Here is a 16,067-nt window from a genome sequence, read left to right as displayed (position 1 = left end):
GCTGTCGGACTCCACGAAAGTGCAGTACGGCGACGAGGGGCAGGCCCTCCAGACGCCCGGCTCGGCCACCGGCTACTACTACTGGCGGGTCTTCCGCTCACCGGTGGCCCGGCTGCTGTTCTGGCAGCCGCTGGTGCACACCGTCGAGGTCGCGGTGGGCGTCACGCTCGTCGCCGTCCTGCTCGGCGGATCGATGGCCTGGCTGCTGACCCGCACCAACGTGGTGGGCCGCAAGTGGCTGTCCACCGCGCTGGTCGTGCCGTACATGCTGCCGTCGTGGACGTTCGCGCTGGCGTGGCTGGCGCTGTTCAAGAACTCCTCCTCCGGCGGGCAGATCGGCATCCTGGAGGCGTGGGGCGTCCACACCCCCGACTGGATGGCGTACGGGCAGGTGCCGATCATCCTGTGCCTGGGACTGCACTACTACCCGTTCGTCCTGCTGCTGTTCGGCAACGCGCTGCGCCGCATCGACAGCCAACTGGAGGACTCCGCACGCATCCTGGGAGCCGGCCGCGGCAGGGTCGCCGCGCAGATCACGCTGCCGCTGATGCTGCCGTCCCTGTCCTCGTCGGTGCTGCTGGTCTTCGGCCGTATCCTCGGCACCTTCGGCACCCCGTACATCCTGGGTCTCCCGGTCAACTACGACCTGCTGTCCACGTCGTTGTTCCGGTCGGTCAACAGCCACCAGCGCGGCGTCACCGCGGTGCTGACCGCGGTCATCGTGCTGATCGGGGTGCTGGTGATCCTGGTCGACACCCGGCTGGCCAGGGAGCAGAAACGATTCGTCACCGTCGGCGGCAAGGGCGCCATGGACCGTATCGCCGACCTCGGCCGCTGGCGCTGGCCCGCGCTCGGCGCCGCGCTCGTGGTGTTCGCCGCCGGTGTGGTCGTCCCGGTCGGCACCCTGGCGCTGTCCACCGTCACCAAGACCCCGGGGATCTTCCACGCCGACAACTTCACGATGAAGTACTGGATCGCCGCCCACCTGCCCGGCGCCCCCGGCTTCCCACACGGCGTGCTGCGCGGCAGCGAGTTGTACGAGGCCGCGTGGAACAGCGTGCGGATCGTCGGCCTGGCGGCCATCATCTGCGGCGTCGTCGGCCTGCTCATCGGCTACGTCGTCGTCCGGGCCGGCGGCAGCAAGGTCGGCTCGCTGCTGCGGCAGATCAGCTTCCTGCCGTACATGGTGCCCGGCATCGCCTTCGCGGCGGCCTTCCTGTCCCTGTTCGCGGTGCGCCGCGGGCCGATCCCCGCCCTCTACGGCTCGGTCACGCTACTGGTGATCGTGCTCGCCGTCACCCACCTGCCGTACTCCTCACGTTCGGGCATCAGCGCCATGACGCAACTAGGCCGCGAACCCGAGGAGGCGGCACAGATCTCCGGCGCCGGCTGGTTCACCCGGCTGCGCAAGATCATCATTCCGATCCAGCGCGGCGCCCTGACCACCGGCGTGATCCTCCCGTTCATCTCGGGGCTGAAGGAACTGAGCATCGTCATCATGCTCACCACCACCGGGACCCAGTTGCTGACCACGCTGTCGATCAACCTCGTCGACTACGCCTACGTACAGATGGCCAACGCGGTGGTGCTGGTCATCGCCCTGGTCTCCTTCCTGGCCACCTATCTCACCCAGCGCCTGACCAAGACCAACCTGTCGTCCGGACTCGGAGGCTGAAGACGTCATGCCGACCATCTCTCTCACGTCGGTGCGAAAGAGCTACGGCTCCGGACCGCCCGCTGTCGACAACCTGGACCTGGAGATCCCCGACGGCTCCTTCACCTGCCTGCTCGGCCCTTCCGGGTGCGGAAAGACCACCACCCTGCGGATGATCTCCGGGCTGGAGTCGCTCAACGCCGGGAGCATCACCGTCGGCGGCCGCATCATGGACTCCACCCGCGACGGCGTCTTCGTGCCGCCCGAGAAGCGCGGTATGGGCCTGGTGTTCCAGAACTACGCGCTGTGGCCGCATCTGACGGTCGCCAAGAACGTCGAGTTCGGCCTGAAGGTCCGCAAGGTGCAGAAGGCCGAGCGCGCCGAACGCGCCGCCGCCGCGCTGACGATGATGCAGATCGAGTGGGCCGCCGACCGCTATCCCGCCCAGCTGTCCGGTGGCCAGCAGCAGCGCGTCTCGCTCGCGCGCATGCTCGCCGTCAACCCCGACGTGCTGCTGCTGGACGAACCGCTGTCCAACCTCGACGCGCAACTGCGCCTGGACATGCGGGCCGAGCTCAAGCGCATCCACAACGAGACGGGCCACACCATCGTCTTCGTCACCCACGACCAGCTGGAGGCCATGACCATGGCCACCCACGTCGTGGTGATGAACAAGGGCGTCGTCCAGCAGATGGCCCCGCCCATGGAGGTCTACACCCGCCCGGCCAACACCTTCGTGGCCCGCTTCGTCGGCAGCCCGCCGATGAACCTCTTCGAGGTCGGCGGCGACACGGACGCCGCCGAGGACACCTTCACCGCCGCCGCGCGCGAACGCGTCCTGGCCGACCGGCCCGAGCTGGCGGGCCCCCTGGCCACCGTCGGCGCCCGGCCCGAGGGGCTGCGGATGCTGCGGCCCGACGAGCCGGAACCCGCCGACTGCTTCGTCTTCGACGCCACGGTCAAGGCGGCGCTGCCCACCGGCTCCAGCTGGACGGTCCTGGTGACCGCGGGCCGCACCGAGCTGTACCTGGTGGCGTACACCGACGTGAGCGCCGCGCCGGGCACCACGACGCGGTGCGCGATCCGCGTGGCGGACCTGCACCTGTTCGACACCTCGGGCACCCGGCTGCCCGACACCGCGGCGCCCGCCGCACCTACCGAGGAGAACACCGCGACATGGGCCAGCTGACCCGACCGACCGCCCTCCTGCTCGACTTCGGCGGGGTCGTCGTGACGACCACCCGCCGGCCCACCTGGGCACACGACATGGCCACCGAACTGCACGCCGCGCTCACCGCGGCCGGCTGCCACGACCTGACCGTCGAGCACATCGAGGCGGACCTGAAGGCCGGCTCCACCGCCGACGGCCACTGGAAGAACGCGATGAGCCGGCCGGCCCACCCGCGCGAGATGACCTACCTGCGCTACTGGACGGAGTTCGTCGCCGCCGACTGGCCCGCCGCCGCCCTGGCCTTCGTCACCGCCCACGCCCAACCCCTGTGCCACCGGCTGGGCGAGCTCAAGCAGGACCGGGACACCCGTGACGGCATGTCCGAACTGTTCGACGCCTGCGAGGAGTTCGGCATCCGCGTCGGCATCGTGTCCAACGCGCTGGCCGGCTCCGTGCACCGCGACTACATGGCGGCGCACGGCCTCGACAAGCGGGTGGCCGTGCAGGTCTACAGCGACGAGGTCGGGGTCCGCAAACCCAACCCGGAGATGATCCTGATCGGCGCGCGGGCACTGGCCACGGACCCGGCGGACTGCTGGTACGTCGGCGACAACTACGACCGCGACGTGCTGTGCGGCCGGCGTGCCGGGGCCGGCGGGACCATCTTGATGGAGGCCCGCAGCACCTACGACCGGCCGTACGTGGTCCAGGCCGAGCCCGACGCGATCGTGGCCGACCCGCACGGCCTGCTCGAACTGCTGCGCGGCGCCCCGGTTTCCGCGGCCCGATGAGCCGACCGAGCCACCCGAGCCAAATGAACCACCCGAACCACCCGAACCACCCGATGGGAGAGTCCCTGTGACGACGCTCCGCCCCCCGCGGGCCCTGCTGCTGGACCATGGCGGTGTGCTGATGCGGTCCGTCAAGCACCCCGAACGTCTGGCCGCCTTCGCCGACCGGGTACTCGCGCTGGTCGGCCCCGCGGCGGGTCTCGACCGCGATGCCGTACTGGCCGACATCAAGGCCGGCAAGGCCGCCTACGGGTCCTGGAAGAACGGCCACGCCCGGACCCCCGAGCCACGTGAGATCGGGCACCGGGAGCTGTGGGAGGACTTCATAGCCGCCGACTGGCCGGTCTCCGCCCGCGCCCTGGTCGGCGCCGAGGCCGTACCGCTGTGCCGCGAGATGACGCTCGCCGAGACCGACAAGGAGGTCGCTCCCGGCATGCTGGAGACGCTGGAACTCGCCCGCGAGCACGGCGTGCGGACCGGCATCGTGTCCAACACCCTGCTCGGTTCGCTCAATCGCGACCTCGCCCGGCGGTTCGGCACCCACCCCTACCTCGACGTGCAGATCTACTCCGACGAGATCGGGCTGCGCAAGCCCGCCCCCGAGATGATCTGGATGGCGGCGCGCGCACTGTCGGTGGACCCCGCCGACTGCTGGTACGTCGGCGACAACTACGACCGTGACGTGGTGTGCGGCCGGCGCGCCGGGGTCGGTACGACGATCCTGATGCGTGCCGCCGACCGACGCGACCCGAGCGCCCGCCCGCAGCCCGACGTCGAGGTCGCCGACGGCCTCGAACTGCTCGGCCTGCTGCGGACCGCACTGACCCGGAACACCCCGCAGCAGGACGGCAATCAGGAGATGGCGGCATGAGCGAGCTGGACGAACTGTCGGTCCACCTGCAGGAGGTCGCCACGCAGGCGGCCCTGGCCGTGGCCCCCGACCTGCGGGCGGCCTTCCGCGGCACGATGGACGTGGACTTCAAGCGCGACGAGCACGACCCGGTGACCGTGCACGACAAGCGCGCCGAGGAACGCATCCGCGAACTGCTGCTGGCACGCGTACCGGACAGCACCGTCGTCGGCGAGGAGGGCGGCCGCCAGGACGGCACCGGCCGCATCGCGTGGTACGTCGACCCGATCGACGGGACCGCCAACTTCGCCCGCGGGCTGGCCTTCTTCTGCACCTCCATCGGGGTCACGGTCGACGGCGAACCGGTGGCCGGCGCGATCGTCGACCCCGTCGCCGGCCATGTCTTCACCGCCGACGCCACGGGTGCCTACCTCGGCGGCGAACCGCTGCACCCGGCCGGCGTGCGCGACGAGAGCCGCGGGCTGCTCATCACCAGCTTCCCCGGCAGCCGGGAGCTGGCCTGGAACGACCCGCAGAGCCTGCCGCGGTTCGGCGACCTGATCGCCCGCTACGGCACCGTGCGGCACACCGGGAGCGCCGCGCTGACCCTGGCCCACGTGGCCGCCGGCTGGTGCGACGCGGCGCTGGGCACCACGGTCAACGCCTGGGACATCTGCGCCGCCCATGTGCTGGTGCGGAAGGCCGGCGCCGTCTATGTCGGCTTCGCCGGCGACGGCAGCTGGGACCAGCCCGCCTACCTCGCCCACAGCGCGGCCCTGGAGCCGCTGGCCGCACAGGACTTCGTCGACTGGTACGTCTCCCGTCTGCCCGGGAGGAGCGCGTGACAGCCCCGGACGAGACGCGGCTGCGCTACACATGGATCGTCACCGACCTCGACGGCACCCTGGTCGACCGGGACCTGAAGATCGTGCAACGCAGCGCGCTGGCACTGCGGCGGTACCAGGAACTGGGCGGCACCGTGGTGATCGCCACCGGCCGCAACGAGGTGTCGGCCGGGCGCTACCACCGTGAACTCGGCCTGAAGACGCCGATGATCGTGTACAACGGCGCCCGCGTCGTCGACCCGCTGGCGGCGACCCGGCTGCTCGACCTGGACCTGGGCCCATCGTGGCAGCCGCTGCGCGAGAACCTGCTGCCCGCCCTGCCCGACGGCGTCGGGGCGGTCGCGTTCGCCGGCGAGGAGGCCCACGTGCTGCGGCCCGCCCCGTCGCTCGCCGAGTACGCCGGACGCGACCGGATCGAGCTGCGCGAGGACCCCCCGGAGCAGGCCCCGACGAAGGTGATGCTGATCGCCGACCGGCCGGGACTGGGTGCGCTGGCGGAACTGGCGGCCCGGCACTGCCCGTCCGCCCGGCTCGTGCAGTCGGAGGCCACCTACCTGGAGATCCTGCCCACCGACGCCGGCAAGGAGGTGGCGCTGCGCCACCTCGCCGAGCGGGCCGGGGTGCCGATGGAGCGGATCGCGGCGATCGGCGACAACCCCAACGACACCGCGATGGTGCGGGCCGCGGGGCTGGGCGCGGCGGTCGGCGACGGGCACAAGGAGGTGCGTGCCGCCGCCGACATCGTGGTGGGGCCGTGCGCGCTCGGTGCGGTGGCCGACCTCGTCGACCGCGTCATCGCGCTCCAGGACCGATGATCCTGACCGTCCTCGGCTGCTCCGGCTCCGTGCCGGGGCCCGGCAATCCGTGCTCGGGCTACCTGGTCCAGCACGACGGGTACCGGCTGTTGCTGGACCTGGGCACGGGTGCGTTCGGGGCGCTGCTCGAACACGTGGCGCCCGGCGACGTGGACGCGGTCGTGGTCAGCCACCGGCACGCCGACCACCTGGCGGACCTCGCGGCGCTCGCCTACGCACAGGAGAAGCCGGCCCCCCGGGCGGTGCCGACCCGGGTGGTCGCGCCGGCCGGGACCGCACGGCAGGTGCGGCGCTCGCACCTGCTGGCCTTCGAGGACTCCCGCCCGGGCGACCTGGAGTGCGGGCCGTTCCTGCTGCGGCTGGCGCCCGTGCGGCACTCGGTGGAGACGTACGCGGTACGGGTCGAGGCCGGTGGCGGTTCCCTGACCTACACCGGTGACTCCGGGCCGTGCCGGGAGCTGGCAGACCTGGCGCGCGGCACCGGTGTCCTGCTGGCGGAGGCGGCGCTCGGTCCCGGCGACGAGCCGTGCGACGAGCCGTGCGGTGAGCCGTACGACGACCGGCCCGGCGAGGGGGCCGGCGCAGTGTCGGTGCCGCATGGCTGGGGCCTCGACCACACCGCCCCGGTCCCGCACCATCTCACCGCGCGGCAGGCCGGGGAACTGGCCGCTTCGGCCGGCGCCGGCGCGCTCGTGCTGACCCATCTGCGCCCGTGGGACGACGCCGGGCGGTCGCTGACCGCGGCGGCGGCGCGGTTCCCCGGCCCGGTGCTGCTGGCCCGGCCGGGGCTCCGGCTGGTTCCCGGCGGCCCCACGCGCACACCCCATCCGGAAGAGGAGACATGAGGCGCACGGAGCGGCTGTCAGCCGCGGCACGAATCGTCCGAGAGGCCGCGACGGCGATCAGGACGTCCACCCGGCCTTCGCGGGTCCGCCTGAAGGCATCGGTGGCGGACATCCAGACGAGTACCGACCGGCGGGTGGAGCGGCTGATCCGCCGCCGCCTGGCCGCGTACTTCCCGGGCGAGGCGATCGTCGGCGAGGAGGGCGACGGCATGGTGCCGGTCGACCTGGACCGGCCGACGTGGTTCGTCGACCCGGTGGACGGCACGACCAACTACTACCGCGGCATCCCGCTGGTGGCCTGCAACCTGGCATTCTGGGACGGCGAGCGGCTGGACACCGCGGTCGTCGCGGACGTGGCGAACCGGCGGCTGTACACGGCCTCGGCCGGCCGCGGCGCGTGGTGCGGCCGGCGCAGACTCGCGGTCGGCGGCGAGCACCTCCTGGAGCGGGCGGTGGTGTCCACCGGCTTCCCCAGCGACCGTATGAGGAACGCCGACAACAACCTGGCGGAGTTCGCCGACCTGGTGCTGCGGGTGCGCGACGTGCGGCGGATCGGCGTCGCGGGGCTGGACCTCGGCTACGTGTCGGCGGGGATGCTCGACGCCTACTGGGAGCGCGGCGACGGACCGTGGGACTGGGCGGCCGGGGCGCTGCTGGTACGTGAGGCCGGGGGCGTGGCGACGACCTGGGACGGCCGGCCCTGGCGTCCCGGCGACGACACGATGGTGGCCAGCAACGGTCTGGTGCATGACGCGATGCTGGCCCGGCTGGCGGCCGTGCGCGGCACGGCGGGTCCTGCGGGGCCGGCAGATCCGGTAGGTCCGATGGATCCGATAGGCACGGCAGGGCTGTTGGGGGCTCGGTGAACCACAACGGGACCTCGCTGGCCTACCTGGCGGCGGCGTTCGGTCTGTGCGCCGTCATCGGCCTGGAACGCGAGTACCGGCAGAAGTCGGCCGGCCTGCGTACCCATGTGCTGGTGGGGCTGGGCTCCGCGCTGTTCATGCTGGTGTCGAAGTACGGCTTCTCCGACATGCTGGGGCTGCGGGGGGTGGCGCTCGACCCGTCACGGGTGGCGGCGCAGATCGTGTCCGGTATCGGCTTCATCGGCGGCGGCCTGATCTTCGTGCGCCGCGACGCGGTGCGGGGCCTGACCACGGCGGCCAGCGTGTGGCTCGCGGCGTCGATCGGGGCGGCGGCCGGAGCGGGGCTGGTGCTGCTGGCCTGCGCGGTCGCGGCGGCCTACCTGGTGGTGGCGTTCGGCTTCCCGCTGGTCACCCGGTACCTGCCGCGCTCGCCGACGGAGGCGGTGCTGGTGCGCATCAGCTATCACGACGGCCGCGGGCTGCTGCGCGACATCGTCCGGGAGTGTATCGACGCCGGCTTCCATGTGGCGGGCCTGCGGATGGCCGGACCGCTGCCGATGGACGTCGCTTCCTCGCAGGTGGGCGTCCTGCTGGAGCTGTCCGGCAACGGCATGCAAGACGAGTTGGTGCCCCGCCTGTCGGAACGGGAAGGCATCACGGAGGTGACGGTGCTGGCGGACGAGGCGGACTGAGGGGGTCGCCCTCGCCGAGCGCATGTAGTCAGTAGGACAGAATGTTAGGACAAAGTGTTGACAGGCTATCTCAGGAGAAGGCACTCTCGGTAGGACGCGAGTGGGGCAACGGCCCAGCGCACGACGAGAAGCAGAAAAGGGGCTTGGAATGCCGATCACGTTGGCCGACGCCGTACACATCACCGAGGGAGTCCGGCTGTGACCGCGCCCATCTCCCAGCGCGTCGCGGGGGCACCGATCTCCTGGGGGGTCTGCGAGGTTCCGGGCTGGGGACACCAGCTCGCCCCGGACCTGGTCCTGCGCCAGATGCGCGAACTCGGCCTGGCGGCAACCGAGTTCGGCCCGGACGGCTTCCTGCCCGACGCACCTGCCGACAAGGCGAGGACGCTGGCCTCCTACGGGCTGCGGGCCGTCGGCCAGTTCGTGCCGGTCGTGCTGCACGACCCGGGTCACGACCCGCTCCCCGAGGTGGAGGCGGCGATCGCCGGCCTGCTGGCCGCCGACGCCCGCACCGTCGTCGTCGCCGCCGCCACCGGCGCCGACGGCTACGACGACCGCCCGGTGCTCGACGTGGCGGGCTGGGCCACCCTCCTCGCCAACCTGGACCGGATCTCCCGCGCCGCGGCCGACGCCGGCCTCGTCGCGGCCCTCCACCCCCACGTCGGCACGATGGTGGAGTCCGGGGAGGAGACGCAGCGCGTCCTCGACGGATCGGGCATCGGACTGTGCCTGGACACCGGCCACCTGCTCATCGGCGGCGGCGACCCGGTCGCGGTGGCCGCCCGGCAACCCGGCCGCATCGCTCATGTGCACCTCAAGGACGTGCGCCTGGAGCTCGCCGACCGGGTGCGAGCCGGTTCGATGTCCTACACCGAGGCCGTCGGCGAAGGCATGTACGTCCCGCTCGGCGCCGGCGACGTCGACATCGCCGCGATCGTCGGTCTGCTGGAGGCCGACGGATACAGCGGGTGGTACGTCCTGGAGCAGGACACCATCCTGCGGGCCGCCCCCGGCCAGGACGGCGGCGCCGACCCGGTCGAGGACGTGCGGGCCTCGCTCGCCCACCTGCTCGGTCTCGGCGCCGGCCCCCTGGACGAGGCGGCCGGCAACGCCCGCGACGCCCTGGGGGGCTGACCGATGGCCCACGACCTTGTCGCCATCGGGCGGACCGGAGTCGACATCTACCCGCTCGACCACGGCGTCGGCCTCGACCAGGTGCGGACCTTCGAGAAGTTCCTCGGCGGGAGCGCGACGAACGTCGCCGTCGCCGCGGCCCGGCACGGCCGCAACGCCGCCCTGATCTCCCGCGTCGGCCGCGACCCCTTCGGCCGCTACGTCCAGCAGGAGGCCGAACGCCTCGGCGTGGACACGGCCTACCTCACACCGATCAGCGCCCCGGACGGACCGCCCACGCCGGTCACGTTCTGCGAGGTCTTCCCGCCCGACGACTTCCCGCTCTACTTCTACCGGTACTCGGCCGCGCCCGACCTCATGATCGAACCCGCCGAGCTGCCGCTGGACGCCATCCGGGACGCATCCGTCTTCTGGGCGACGGTCACCGGTCTGTCGGCCGAGCCGAGCCGGGCGGCGCACTTCGCCGCCTGGCAGGCGCGCGGCCGCCGCACCCGTACGATCCTCGACCTCGACTACCGGCCGATGTTCTGGGCCGATCCCGAGGAAGCCAGGCAGCAGGTGGACCGCGCGCTGGAGCACGTCACCATCGCTGTCGGCAACCGGGAGGAGTGCGAGGTCGCCGTCGGCGAGACCGACCCGCATCGGGCGGCCGACGCCCTGCTCGACCGCGGACTCGAACTCGCCGTCGTCAAGCAGGGCCCCAAGGGCGTCCTCGCCGCCACCCGGCACGAGCGGGTGGAGGTCGCGCCGTTCCCCGTCGAGGTCGTCAACGGGCTCGGCGCGGGCGACGCGTTCGGCGGCGCCCTCGTCCACGGCCTGCTCGGCAACTGGGAGCTGCGCCGCATAATCGAGTTCGCCAATGTCGCGGGCGCCATCGTCGCCTCCCGCCTCGCCTGCTCCACCGCTATGCCGACCACGTCCGAGGTGGAAGCGCTGCTCGCTTCCCCGGCGCCGGTCCGCACCGAAGGGAACGCATGATGAACGCCGCACAGCTGACCGAGATACGGGCCTGCGAGCCCGAGCTCATCGGACGGTCGTGGCAGAAGCGCTCCCGCCGCACGCTGAGCGGAACGGACGGCCGGCTGCTCATCGTCGCGGCCGACCACCCCGCGCGCGGGGCCCTCGGGGTCCGGGGCGACAGCGGGGCCATGGCCGACCGCACCGCCCTCCTGGACCGCATGGCGACCGCACTGTCGCGCCCGGGCGTGGACGGGGTGCTCGGCACCCCGGACCTGCTCGACGACCTCCTGCTCATGGGGGCGCTGGAGGACCGGGTCGTCATCGGCTCGATGAACCGCGGCGGGCTCCAGGGCGCGGTGTTCGAGATGGACGACCGGTTCACTGCGTACACCCCCCAGGCGATCGCCGCGCAGGGCCTCGAAGGCGGCAAGACCCTCACCCGGATCTGCCTCGGCGACCACAGCACCGTGGTCACCCTGGAGGCGACGGCGGCCGCGGTCACCAGCCTGGCCGAGCACGGGCTCATGGCCATGATCGAGCCGTTCCTGACGGTGCGCGAGGAGGGCCGCGCCCGTAACCTCCTCGATCCCGACAGCGTCATCAAGTCGATCCACATCGCGAGCGCTCTGGGCGCCAGCAGCGCCTACACCTGGCTCAAGCTGCCGGTCGTCGACGAACTGGAGCGCGTCCTGGACGCGACCACGATGCCGACCCTCCTGCTCGGCGGAGATCCGCAGGGCGATCCCCACGACACGTACGCCGCATGGGGGCAGGCCATGTCGCTCCCGGCGGTGCGGGGACTGGTGGTCGGCCGCACGCTGCTCTACCCGCCCGGCGGCGACGTCGCCGCGGCCGTCGACATCGCGGCCGAACTCGTGCACGGGAGCGGGCGATGAGCGGCGCCACCCGGTGGGTGCGCCCGCTGGGTACGGCGGCCGGCGACGGATGGGACGTCGCGATCACCCCCGACCCGCACTGGCACCACACCAGCCTGCGGGTGGCCGACCTGGCCGCCGGCGACAGCCGCACGCTGGACGCCGGGGACTGGGAGCACATCGTCGTACCGCTCACCGGCGGTGTCCACGTCACGGCGGTGGCACCCGACGGCAGCACCCACCAGGCCGAACTCGCCGGCCGGGCAGGCGTCTTCGCCGGGCCCACCGACACCGCCTACGTGCCCGCGGGGTGGCGGATCACCGTACGGGCCGGGTCCGGGGCGGCGCGCGTCGCGCTCGCCGGGGCGCGCGTCGGCGCGGACGCCGGGCGGGGTGCCACCGGCACCCGTACGTTCCGGCACGTGGCCGCGAGCGACGTGCCGGTCGAACGGCGGGGGGCCGGCTCGGCCTCGCGCCTGGTACGGAACTTCGGCACGCCCGAGGTGCTCGACGCCGACGCCGTCATCGCGTGCGAGGTCATCACGCCGGCGGGCAACTGGAGTTCGTGGCCGCCGCACAAGCACGACACGGAGCGCCCGGGGGAGGAGGCCGCACTGGAGGAGATCTACTACTTCGCGACGGAGCCGACCGACGTCCGCGGCACCGATCCGGTCGGCTACCAGCGCGTCTACTCCGCCGACCGCGACCGGTCCATCGAGGTGCTCGCCGAGGTGCGCACCGGCGACGTCGTCCTGGTTCCGCACGGCTGGCACGGGCCGTCGATGGCCGCGCCGGACGCCCACCTGTACTACCTCAACGTCATGGCCGGCCCCGGCCCGGACCGGGCCTGGCTGATCTGCGACGACCCCGCCCACGCATGGGTCCGCGACACCTGGCGGGACCTGCCCTTCGACGGGCGGATCGCCTCGCCGGGACCGATCACGGCGCCCGGCGCGACCACCTCGAACCCGACTCCCGGAGGCGCTGCATGAGTACGGCACGGTCCGAGACAGTGACGCTGACGGTGGCGCAGGCGACCGTGAGGTTCCTCGCCGCCCAGTGGTCGGAGCGCGACGGGGAGCGCAGACGGCTCATCGCGGGCGTCTTCGGCATCTTCGGCCACGGGAACGTCGCCGGCATCGGCCAGGCGCTCCTCCAGCACGAGCAGGAAGCCGACGGCCGTCCCGAACTCCCGTACGTCCTGGCCCGCAACGAGCAGGCGATGGTGCACACGGCGGTCGGCTACGCGCGGCAGCAGGACCGCCTCGAAACCTGGGCCTGCACCGCGTCGATCGGCCCCGGTTCGACCAACATGCTGACCGGCGCGGCGCTCGCGACCATCAACCGGATCCCCGTACTGCTGCTGCCCTCGGACACCTTCGCGACCCGGGTCAGCGCCCCGGTGCTACAGGAACTGGAGCAGTCCGGCGCCGCGGACGTCACCGTCAACGACGCCTTCCGCCCGCTGTCCCGGTACTTCGACCGGGTCGTGCGGCCCGAGCAGCTGCCGTCGGCACTCCTGGGTGCGATGCGGGTGCTCACCGATCCCGCCGAGACGGGCGCGGTGACGGTCTGCCTTCCGCAGGACGTCCAGGCCGAGGCGTACGACTGGCCCGTCGAGCTGTTCGCACCGCGCACCTGGCACATCGCCAGGCCGCCCGCCGAGGCGGCACGCATCGCCGCGGCCGCCGACGTCGTACGGCTCGCCCGCAGGCCGCTGGTGGTCGCGGGCGGCGGCGTCCACTACTCCGGCGCGGAGGACGCCCTGCGCGCGTTCGCGGCGGCGACCGGCATTCCGGTCGGCGAGACGCAGGCCGGCAAGGGCTCCTTGCCGCACGGCCATCCGCAGGGCATGGGCGGCGTCGGCTCGACCGGCACGACGGCGGCCAACTCCCTGGCCCGCGACGCCGATGTCGTCATCGGCGTCGGCACGCGGTGGTCGGACTTCACCACGGCATCCCGGACCGCCTTCCAGGGCGGCGACGTCCGCTTCGTCAACATCAACATCGCCGGCTTCGACGCGGGCAAGCACGCCGGCCTGTCCGTCGTGGCCGACGCCCGCGAGGCCCTCACCGCCCTCACCGCCGCGCTGCGCGACTACCGCGTGCCGGCCGAGTACGAGAAGCGCCAGGCCGACCTGTGGGAAGCGTGGGACGTCCAGGTCGGACACGCCTACGACCCGCCCGCGCAGGTGACGGACGCCCTGGCCGACGGGGTCCTCACCCAGGGCACGGTCCTCGGCTGCGTCAACGAACTGGCCGACCCCCGCGACGTCGTGCTGTGCGCGGCCGGGTCGATGCCCGGCGATCTGCACAAGCTGTGGCGGGTCCGGGACCGCAAGGCGTACCACGTCGAGTACGGGTACTCCTGCATGGGATACGAGATCCCCGCCGCGCTCGGGGTCCGGCTCGCCGACGACACCCGCGACGTGTTCGCCATGGTCGGCGACGGCGGCTATCTCATGATGCCGACGGAACTGGCCACCGCGGTCCAGGAACGGATCAAGGTGGTCGTGGTGCTCGTCCAGAACAACGGCTTCCACTCGATCGGCTCGCTGTCGCAGTCCCTCGGCTCGCAGCGGTTCGGCACCCGGTACCGCTACCGCTCGGCCGACGGCCGCCTCGACGGGCCGAACCTGCCCACCGATCTCGCCGCCAACGCGCGCAGTCTCGGCGCCCACGTCATCGAGGTGCACTCGCGCGGCGAACTGGCCGCCGCCATCGCCGAGGCCAAGGCATGGCCGGCCGACGGCGGCCCCGTCGTCATCCATGTCGAGACCGACCCGCTCGTCCCGGCACCCGAAAGCGACAGCTGGTGGGACGTGCCCGTCAGCGAGGTGTCCACGCTCGACTCGACACGGGCGGCCCGCACCGCCTACACGGACCACAAGAAGGCCCAACGCCCGCTGCTCGCACCGCCGTCCGGCCAGGAACCGGCAGGCCCGCGCCACGACGGCGCACCCGCCCAGCACGTAAGGAAGCAGTCGTGACCGCAGTTCAGAAGGAGCCTGCCGTGAGCGCGCCGACGCGAATCACCCACTTCATCGACGGCCGCCCCTGGGACGGTCCGGCCGACCGTACGGCCCCGGTGTACAACCCCGCGACCGGGGCGCAGACCGGGTCGGTCGACCTCGCGTCCGCCGACCTCGTCTCCGCTGCCGTCGGCTCGGCGCAGGCGGCCTGGGAGGGCTGGCGCACCATCTCCCTCGCCAAGCGCTCGCAAGTGCTCTTCGCCTTCCGGGAGTTGCTCAACGCCCGCAAGGGGGAGATCGCCGCCCTCATCACGGCGGAGCACGGCAAGGTGCTGTCGGACGCCCTCGGAGAGGTGACCCGCGGCATCGAGGTCGCCGAGTTCGCCTGCGGCATCCCGCACCTGCTCAAGGGCGGCTACTCCGAGAACGCCTCGACGAACGTGGACGTCTTCTCGATCCGGCAGAGCCTCGGCGTCGTCGCCGTCATCTCCCCCTTCAACTTCCCCGCCATGGTGCCGATGTGGTTCGTGCCCATCGCGCTGGCCTGCGGCAACGCCGTGGTGCTCAAGCCGAGCGAGAAGGACCCGAGCGCCGCCCTGGCCATCGCGGCTCTGTGGAAGGAGGCCGGCCTGCCGGACGGCGTGCTCCAGGTCGTCAACGGCGACAAGGAGGCCGTCGACGCGCTGCTCGCCCACGAGGACATCAAGGCGGTGTCCTTCGTCGGTTCGACGCCGATCGCCAAGTACGTCTACGAGACCGGCACCGCGCACGGCAAGCGCGTCCAGGCCCTGGGCGGCGCGAAGAACCACATGCTGGTGCTGCCCGACGCCGACCTCGACCTGGCCGCCGACGGCGCCGTCAACGCCGGCTTCGGCTCGGCGGGCGAGCGGTGCATGGCGATCTCCGTGCTCGTCGCCGTCGAGCCGATCGCCGACGAGCTGGTGGCGAAGATCACCGCACGGATGCGCGGCCTGCGCACCGGCGACGGCACCCGCGGCTGCGACATGGGCCCCCTGGTCACCCGGCAGCACCGCGACAAGGTCGCCTCGTACATCGACGCCGGTGTCGAGGCGGGCGCCGGCCTCCTCGTCGACGGCCGGGTGGGCGAGTTCGACGCCGAAGGCGACGGCTACTTCCTCGCGCCCACGCTCTTCGACAACGTCGAGGCGCGGATGCCGATCTACACCGACGAGATCTTCGGCCCGGTGCTGTCGGTCGTCCGGGTGGCGTCGTACGACGAGGGCCTGGCGCTGATCAACGCGAACCCGTACGGCAACGGCACCGCGATCTACACCAACGACGGCGGCGCGGCCCGGCGCTTCCAGAGCGAGGTCGAGGTCGGCATGGTGGGCATCAACGTGCCGATCCCCGTGCCCGTCTCGTACTTCTCCTTCGGCGGTTGGAAGAACAGCCTGTTCGGGGACAGCCACGCCCACGGTGTCGAGGGTGTGCACTTCTTCACCCGCGGCAAGGTCGTCACCTCCCGCTGGGCGGACCCCAGCCATGGCGGCCTCAACCTCGGCTTCCCGCAGAACGACTGAGACGTATCCCGTTCAGGAACGTATCCCGTTCAGGGAACCGGGCGGGCGGTGCCAGTG

At 72.3% G+C, this 16,067-nt stretch carries 15 protein-coding genes; all 15 read left to right on the top strand.

Annotation, left to right across the window (positions count from 1 at the left end):
• Window positions 1–1,675 (top strand): ABC transporter permease (locus AC13HU_RS13015; RefSeq protein ID WP_483041989.1); only part of this gene is annotated, 1,675 nt, incomplete at its 5' end.
• Between the two features lie 7 nt (window positions 1,676–1,682).
• Entirely contained in the window at window positions 1,683–2,843 is a 1,161-nt protein-coding gene (locus AC13HU_RS13010) for an ABC transporter ATP-binding protein (RefSeq protein WP_483041988.1), read from the top strand.
• Window positions 2,831–3,616 (top strand): HAD family hydrolase, encoded by a 786-nt coding sequence (locus tag AC13HU_RS13005; RefSeq protein WP_483041987.1) that lies wholly within the window; start codon window positions 2,831–2,833, stop codon window positions 3,614–3,616. Before AC13HU_RS13010 ends, AC13HU_RS13005 begins: the two co-directional genes overlap by 13 nt.
• A 67-nt stretch (window positions 3,617–3,683) precedes the next feature.
• A complete protein-coding gene (locus AC13HU_RS13000) occupies window positions 3,684–4,487 on the top strand; it encodes an HAD family hydrolase (protein ID WP_483041986.1) in 804 nt (267 codons plus the stop codon).
• Window positions 4,484–5,311 (top strand): inositol monophosphatase family protein, encoded by an 828-nt coding sequence (locus AC13HU_RS12995; RefSeq protein ID WP_483041985.1) that lies wholly within the window; start codon window positions 4,484–4,486, stop codon window positions 5,309–5,311. The genes AC13HU_RS13000 and AC13HU_RS12995 overlap by 4 nt, the downstream gene beginning before the upstream one ends.
• A complete protein-coding gene (locus AC13HU_RS12990; protein WP_483041984.1) occupies window positions 5,308–6,126 on the top strand; it encodes an HAD family hydrolase in 819 nt (272 codons plus the stop codon). Before AC13HU_RS12995 ends, AC13HU_RS12990 begins: the two co-directional genes overlap by 4 nt.
• Window positions 6,123–6,971: an MBL fold metallo-hydrolase gene (locus tag AC13HU_RS12985; RefSeq protein WP_483041983.1), complete on the top strand. Its 849-nt coding sequence runs from the start codon at window positions 6,123–6,125 to the stop codon at window positions 6,969–6,971. Before AC13HU_RS12990 ends, AC13HU_RS12985 begins: the two co-directional genes overlap by 4 nt.
• Entirely contained in the window at window positions 6,968–7,837 is an 870-nt protein-coding gene (locus tag AC13HU_RS12980) for an inositol monophosphatase family protein (RefSeq protein WP_483041982.1), read from the top strand. Before AC13HU_RS12985 ends, AC13HU_RS12980 begins: the two co-directional genes overlap by 4 nt.
• On the top strand, window positions 7,834–8,529 hold the full coding sequence (locus tag AC13HU_RS12975) for an MgtC/SapB family protein (protein ID WP_483041981.1): 696 nt from the start codon (window positions 7,834–7,836) through the stop codon (window positions 8,527–8,529). Before AC13HU_RS12980 ends, AC13HU_RS12975 begins: the two co-directional genes overlap by 4 nt.
• A gap of 198 nt (window positions 8,530–8,727) precedes the next feature.
• Window positions 8,728–9,663: a TIM barrel protein gene (locus AC13HU_RS12970; RefSeq protein WP_483041980.1), complete on the top strand. Its 936-nt coding sequence runs from the start codon at window positions 8,728–8,730 to the stop codon at window positions 9,661–9,663.
• A gap of 3 nt (window positions 9,664–9,666) precedes the next feature.
• The gene (gene iolC, locus AC13HU_RS12965; RefSeq protein WP_483041979.1) at window positions 9,667–10,641 is read left to right on the top strand and encodes a 5-dehydro-2-deoxygluconokinase; all 975 of its coding nucleotides are present in this window, start codon (window positions 9,667–9,669) and stop codon (window positions 10,639–10,641) included.
• A complete protein-coding gene (locus tag AC13HU_RS12960; protein ID WP_483041978.1) occupies window positions 10,641–11,519 on the top strand; it encodes a Cgl0159 family (beta/alpha)8-fold protein in 879 nt (292 codons plus the stop codon). Before iolC ends, AC13HU_RS12960 begins: the two co-directional genes overlap by 1 nt.
• Window positions 11,516–12,490: a 5-deoxy-glucuronate isomerase gene (iolB, locus tag AC13HU_RS12955; RefSeq protein WP_483041977.1), complete on the top strand. Its 975-nt coding sequence runs from the start codon at window positions 11,516–11,518 to the stop codon at window positions 12,488–12,490. Before AC13HU_RS12960 ends, iolB begins: the two co-directional genes overlap by 4 nt.
• Window positions 12,487–14,487: a 3D-(3,5/4)-trihydroxycyclohexane-1,2-dione acylhydrolase (decyclizing) gene (gene iolD, locus AC13HU_RS12950; RefSeq protein WP_483041976.1), complete on the top strand. Its 2,001-nt coding sequence runs from the start codon at window positions 12,487–12,489 to the stop codon at window positions 14,485–14,487. The genes iolB and iolD overlap by 4 nt, the downstream gene beginning before the upstream one ends.
• A gap of 23 nt (window positions 14,488–14,510) precedes the next feature.
• Window positions 14,511–16,010 (top strand): CoA-acylating methylmalonate-semialdehyde dehydrogenase, encoded by a 1,500-nt coding sequence (locus AC13HU_RS12945; protein ID WP_483041975.1) that lies wholly within the window; start codon window positions 14,511–14,513, stop codon window positions 16,008–16,010.
• Window positions 16,011–16,067 lie beyond the last annotated feature (57 nt).

Source organism: Streptomyces sp. NH27 (genome assembly GCF_056859195.1).
This window is presented reverse-complemented; position numbering and strand designations above follow the sequence as displayed.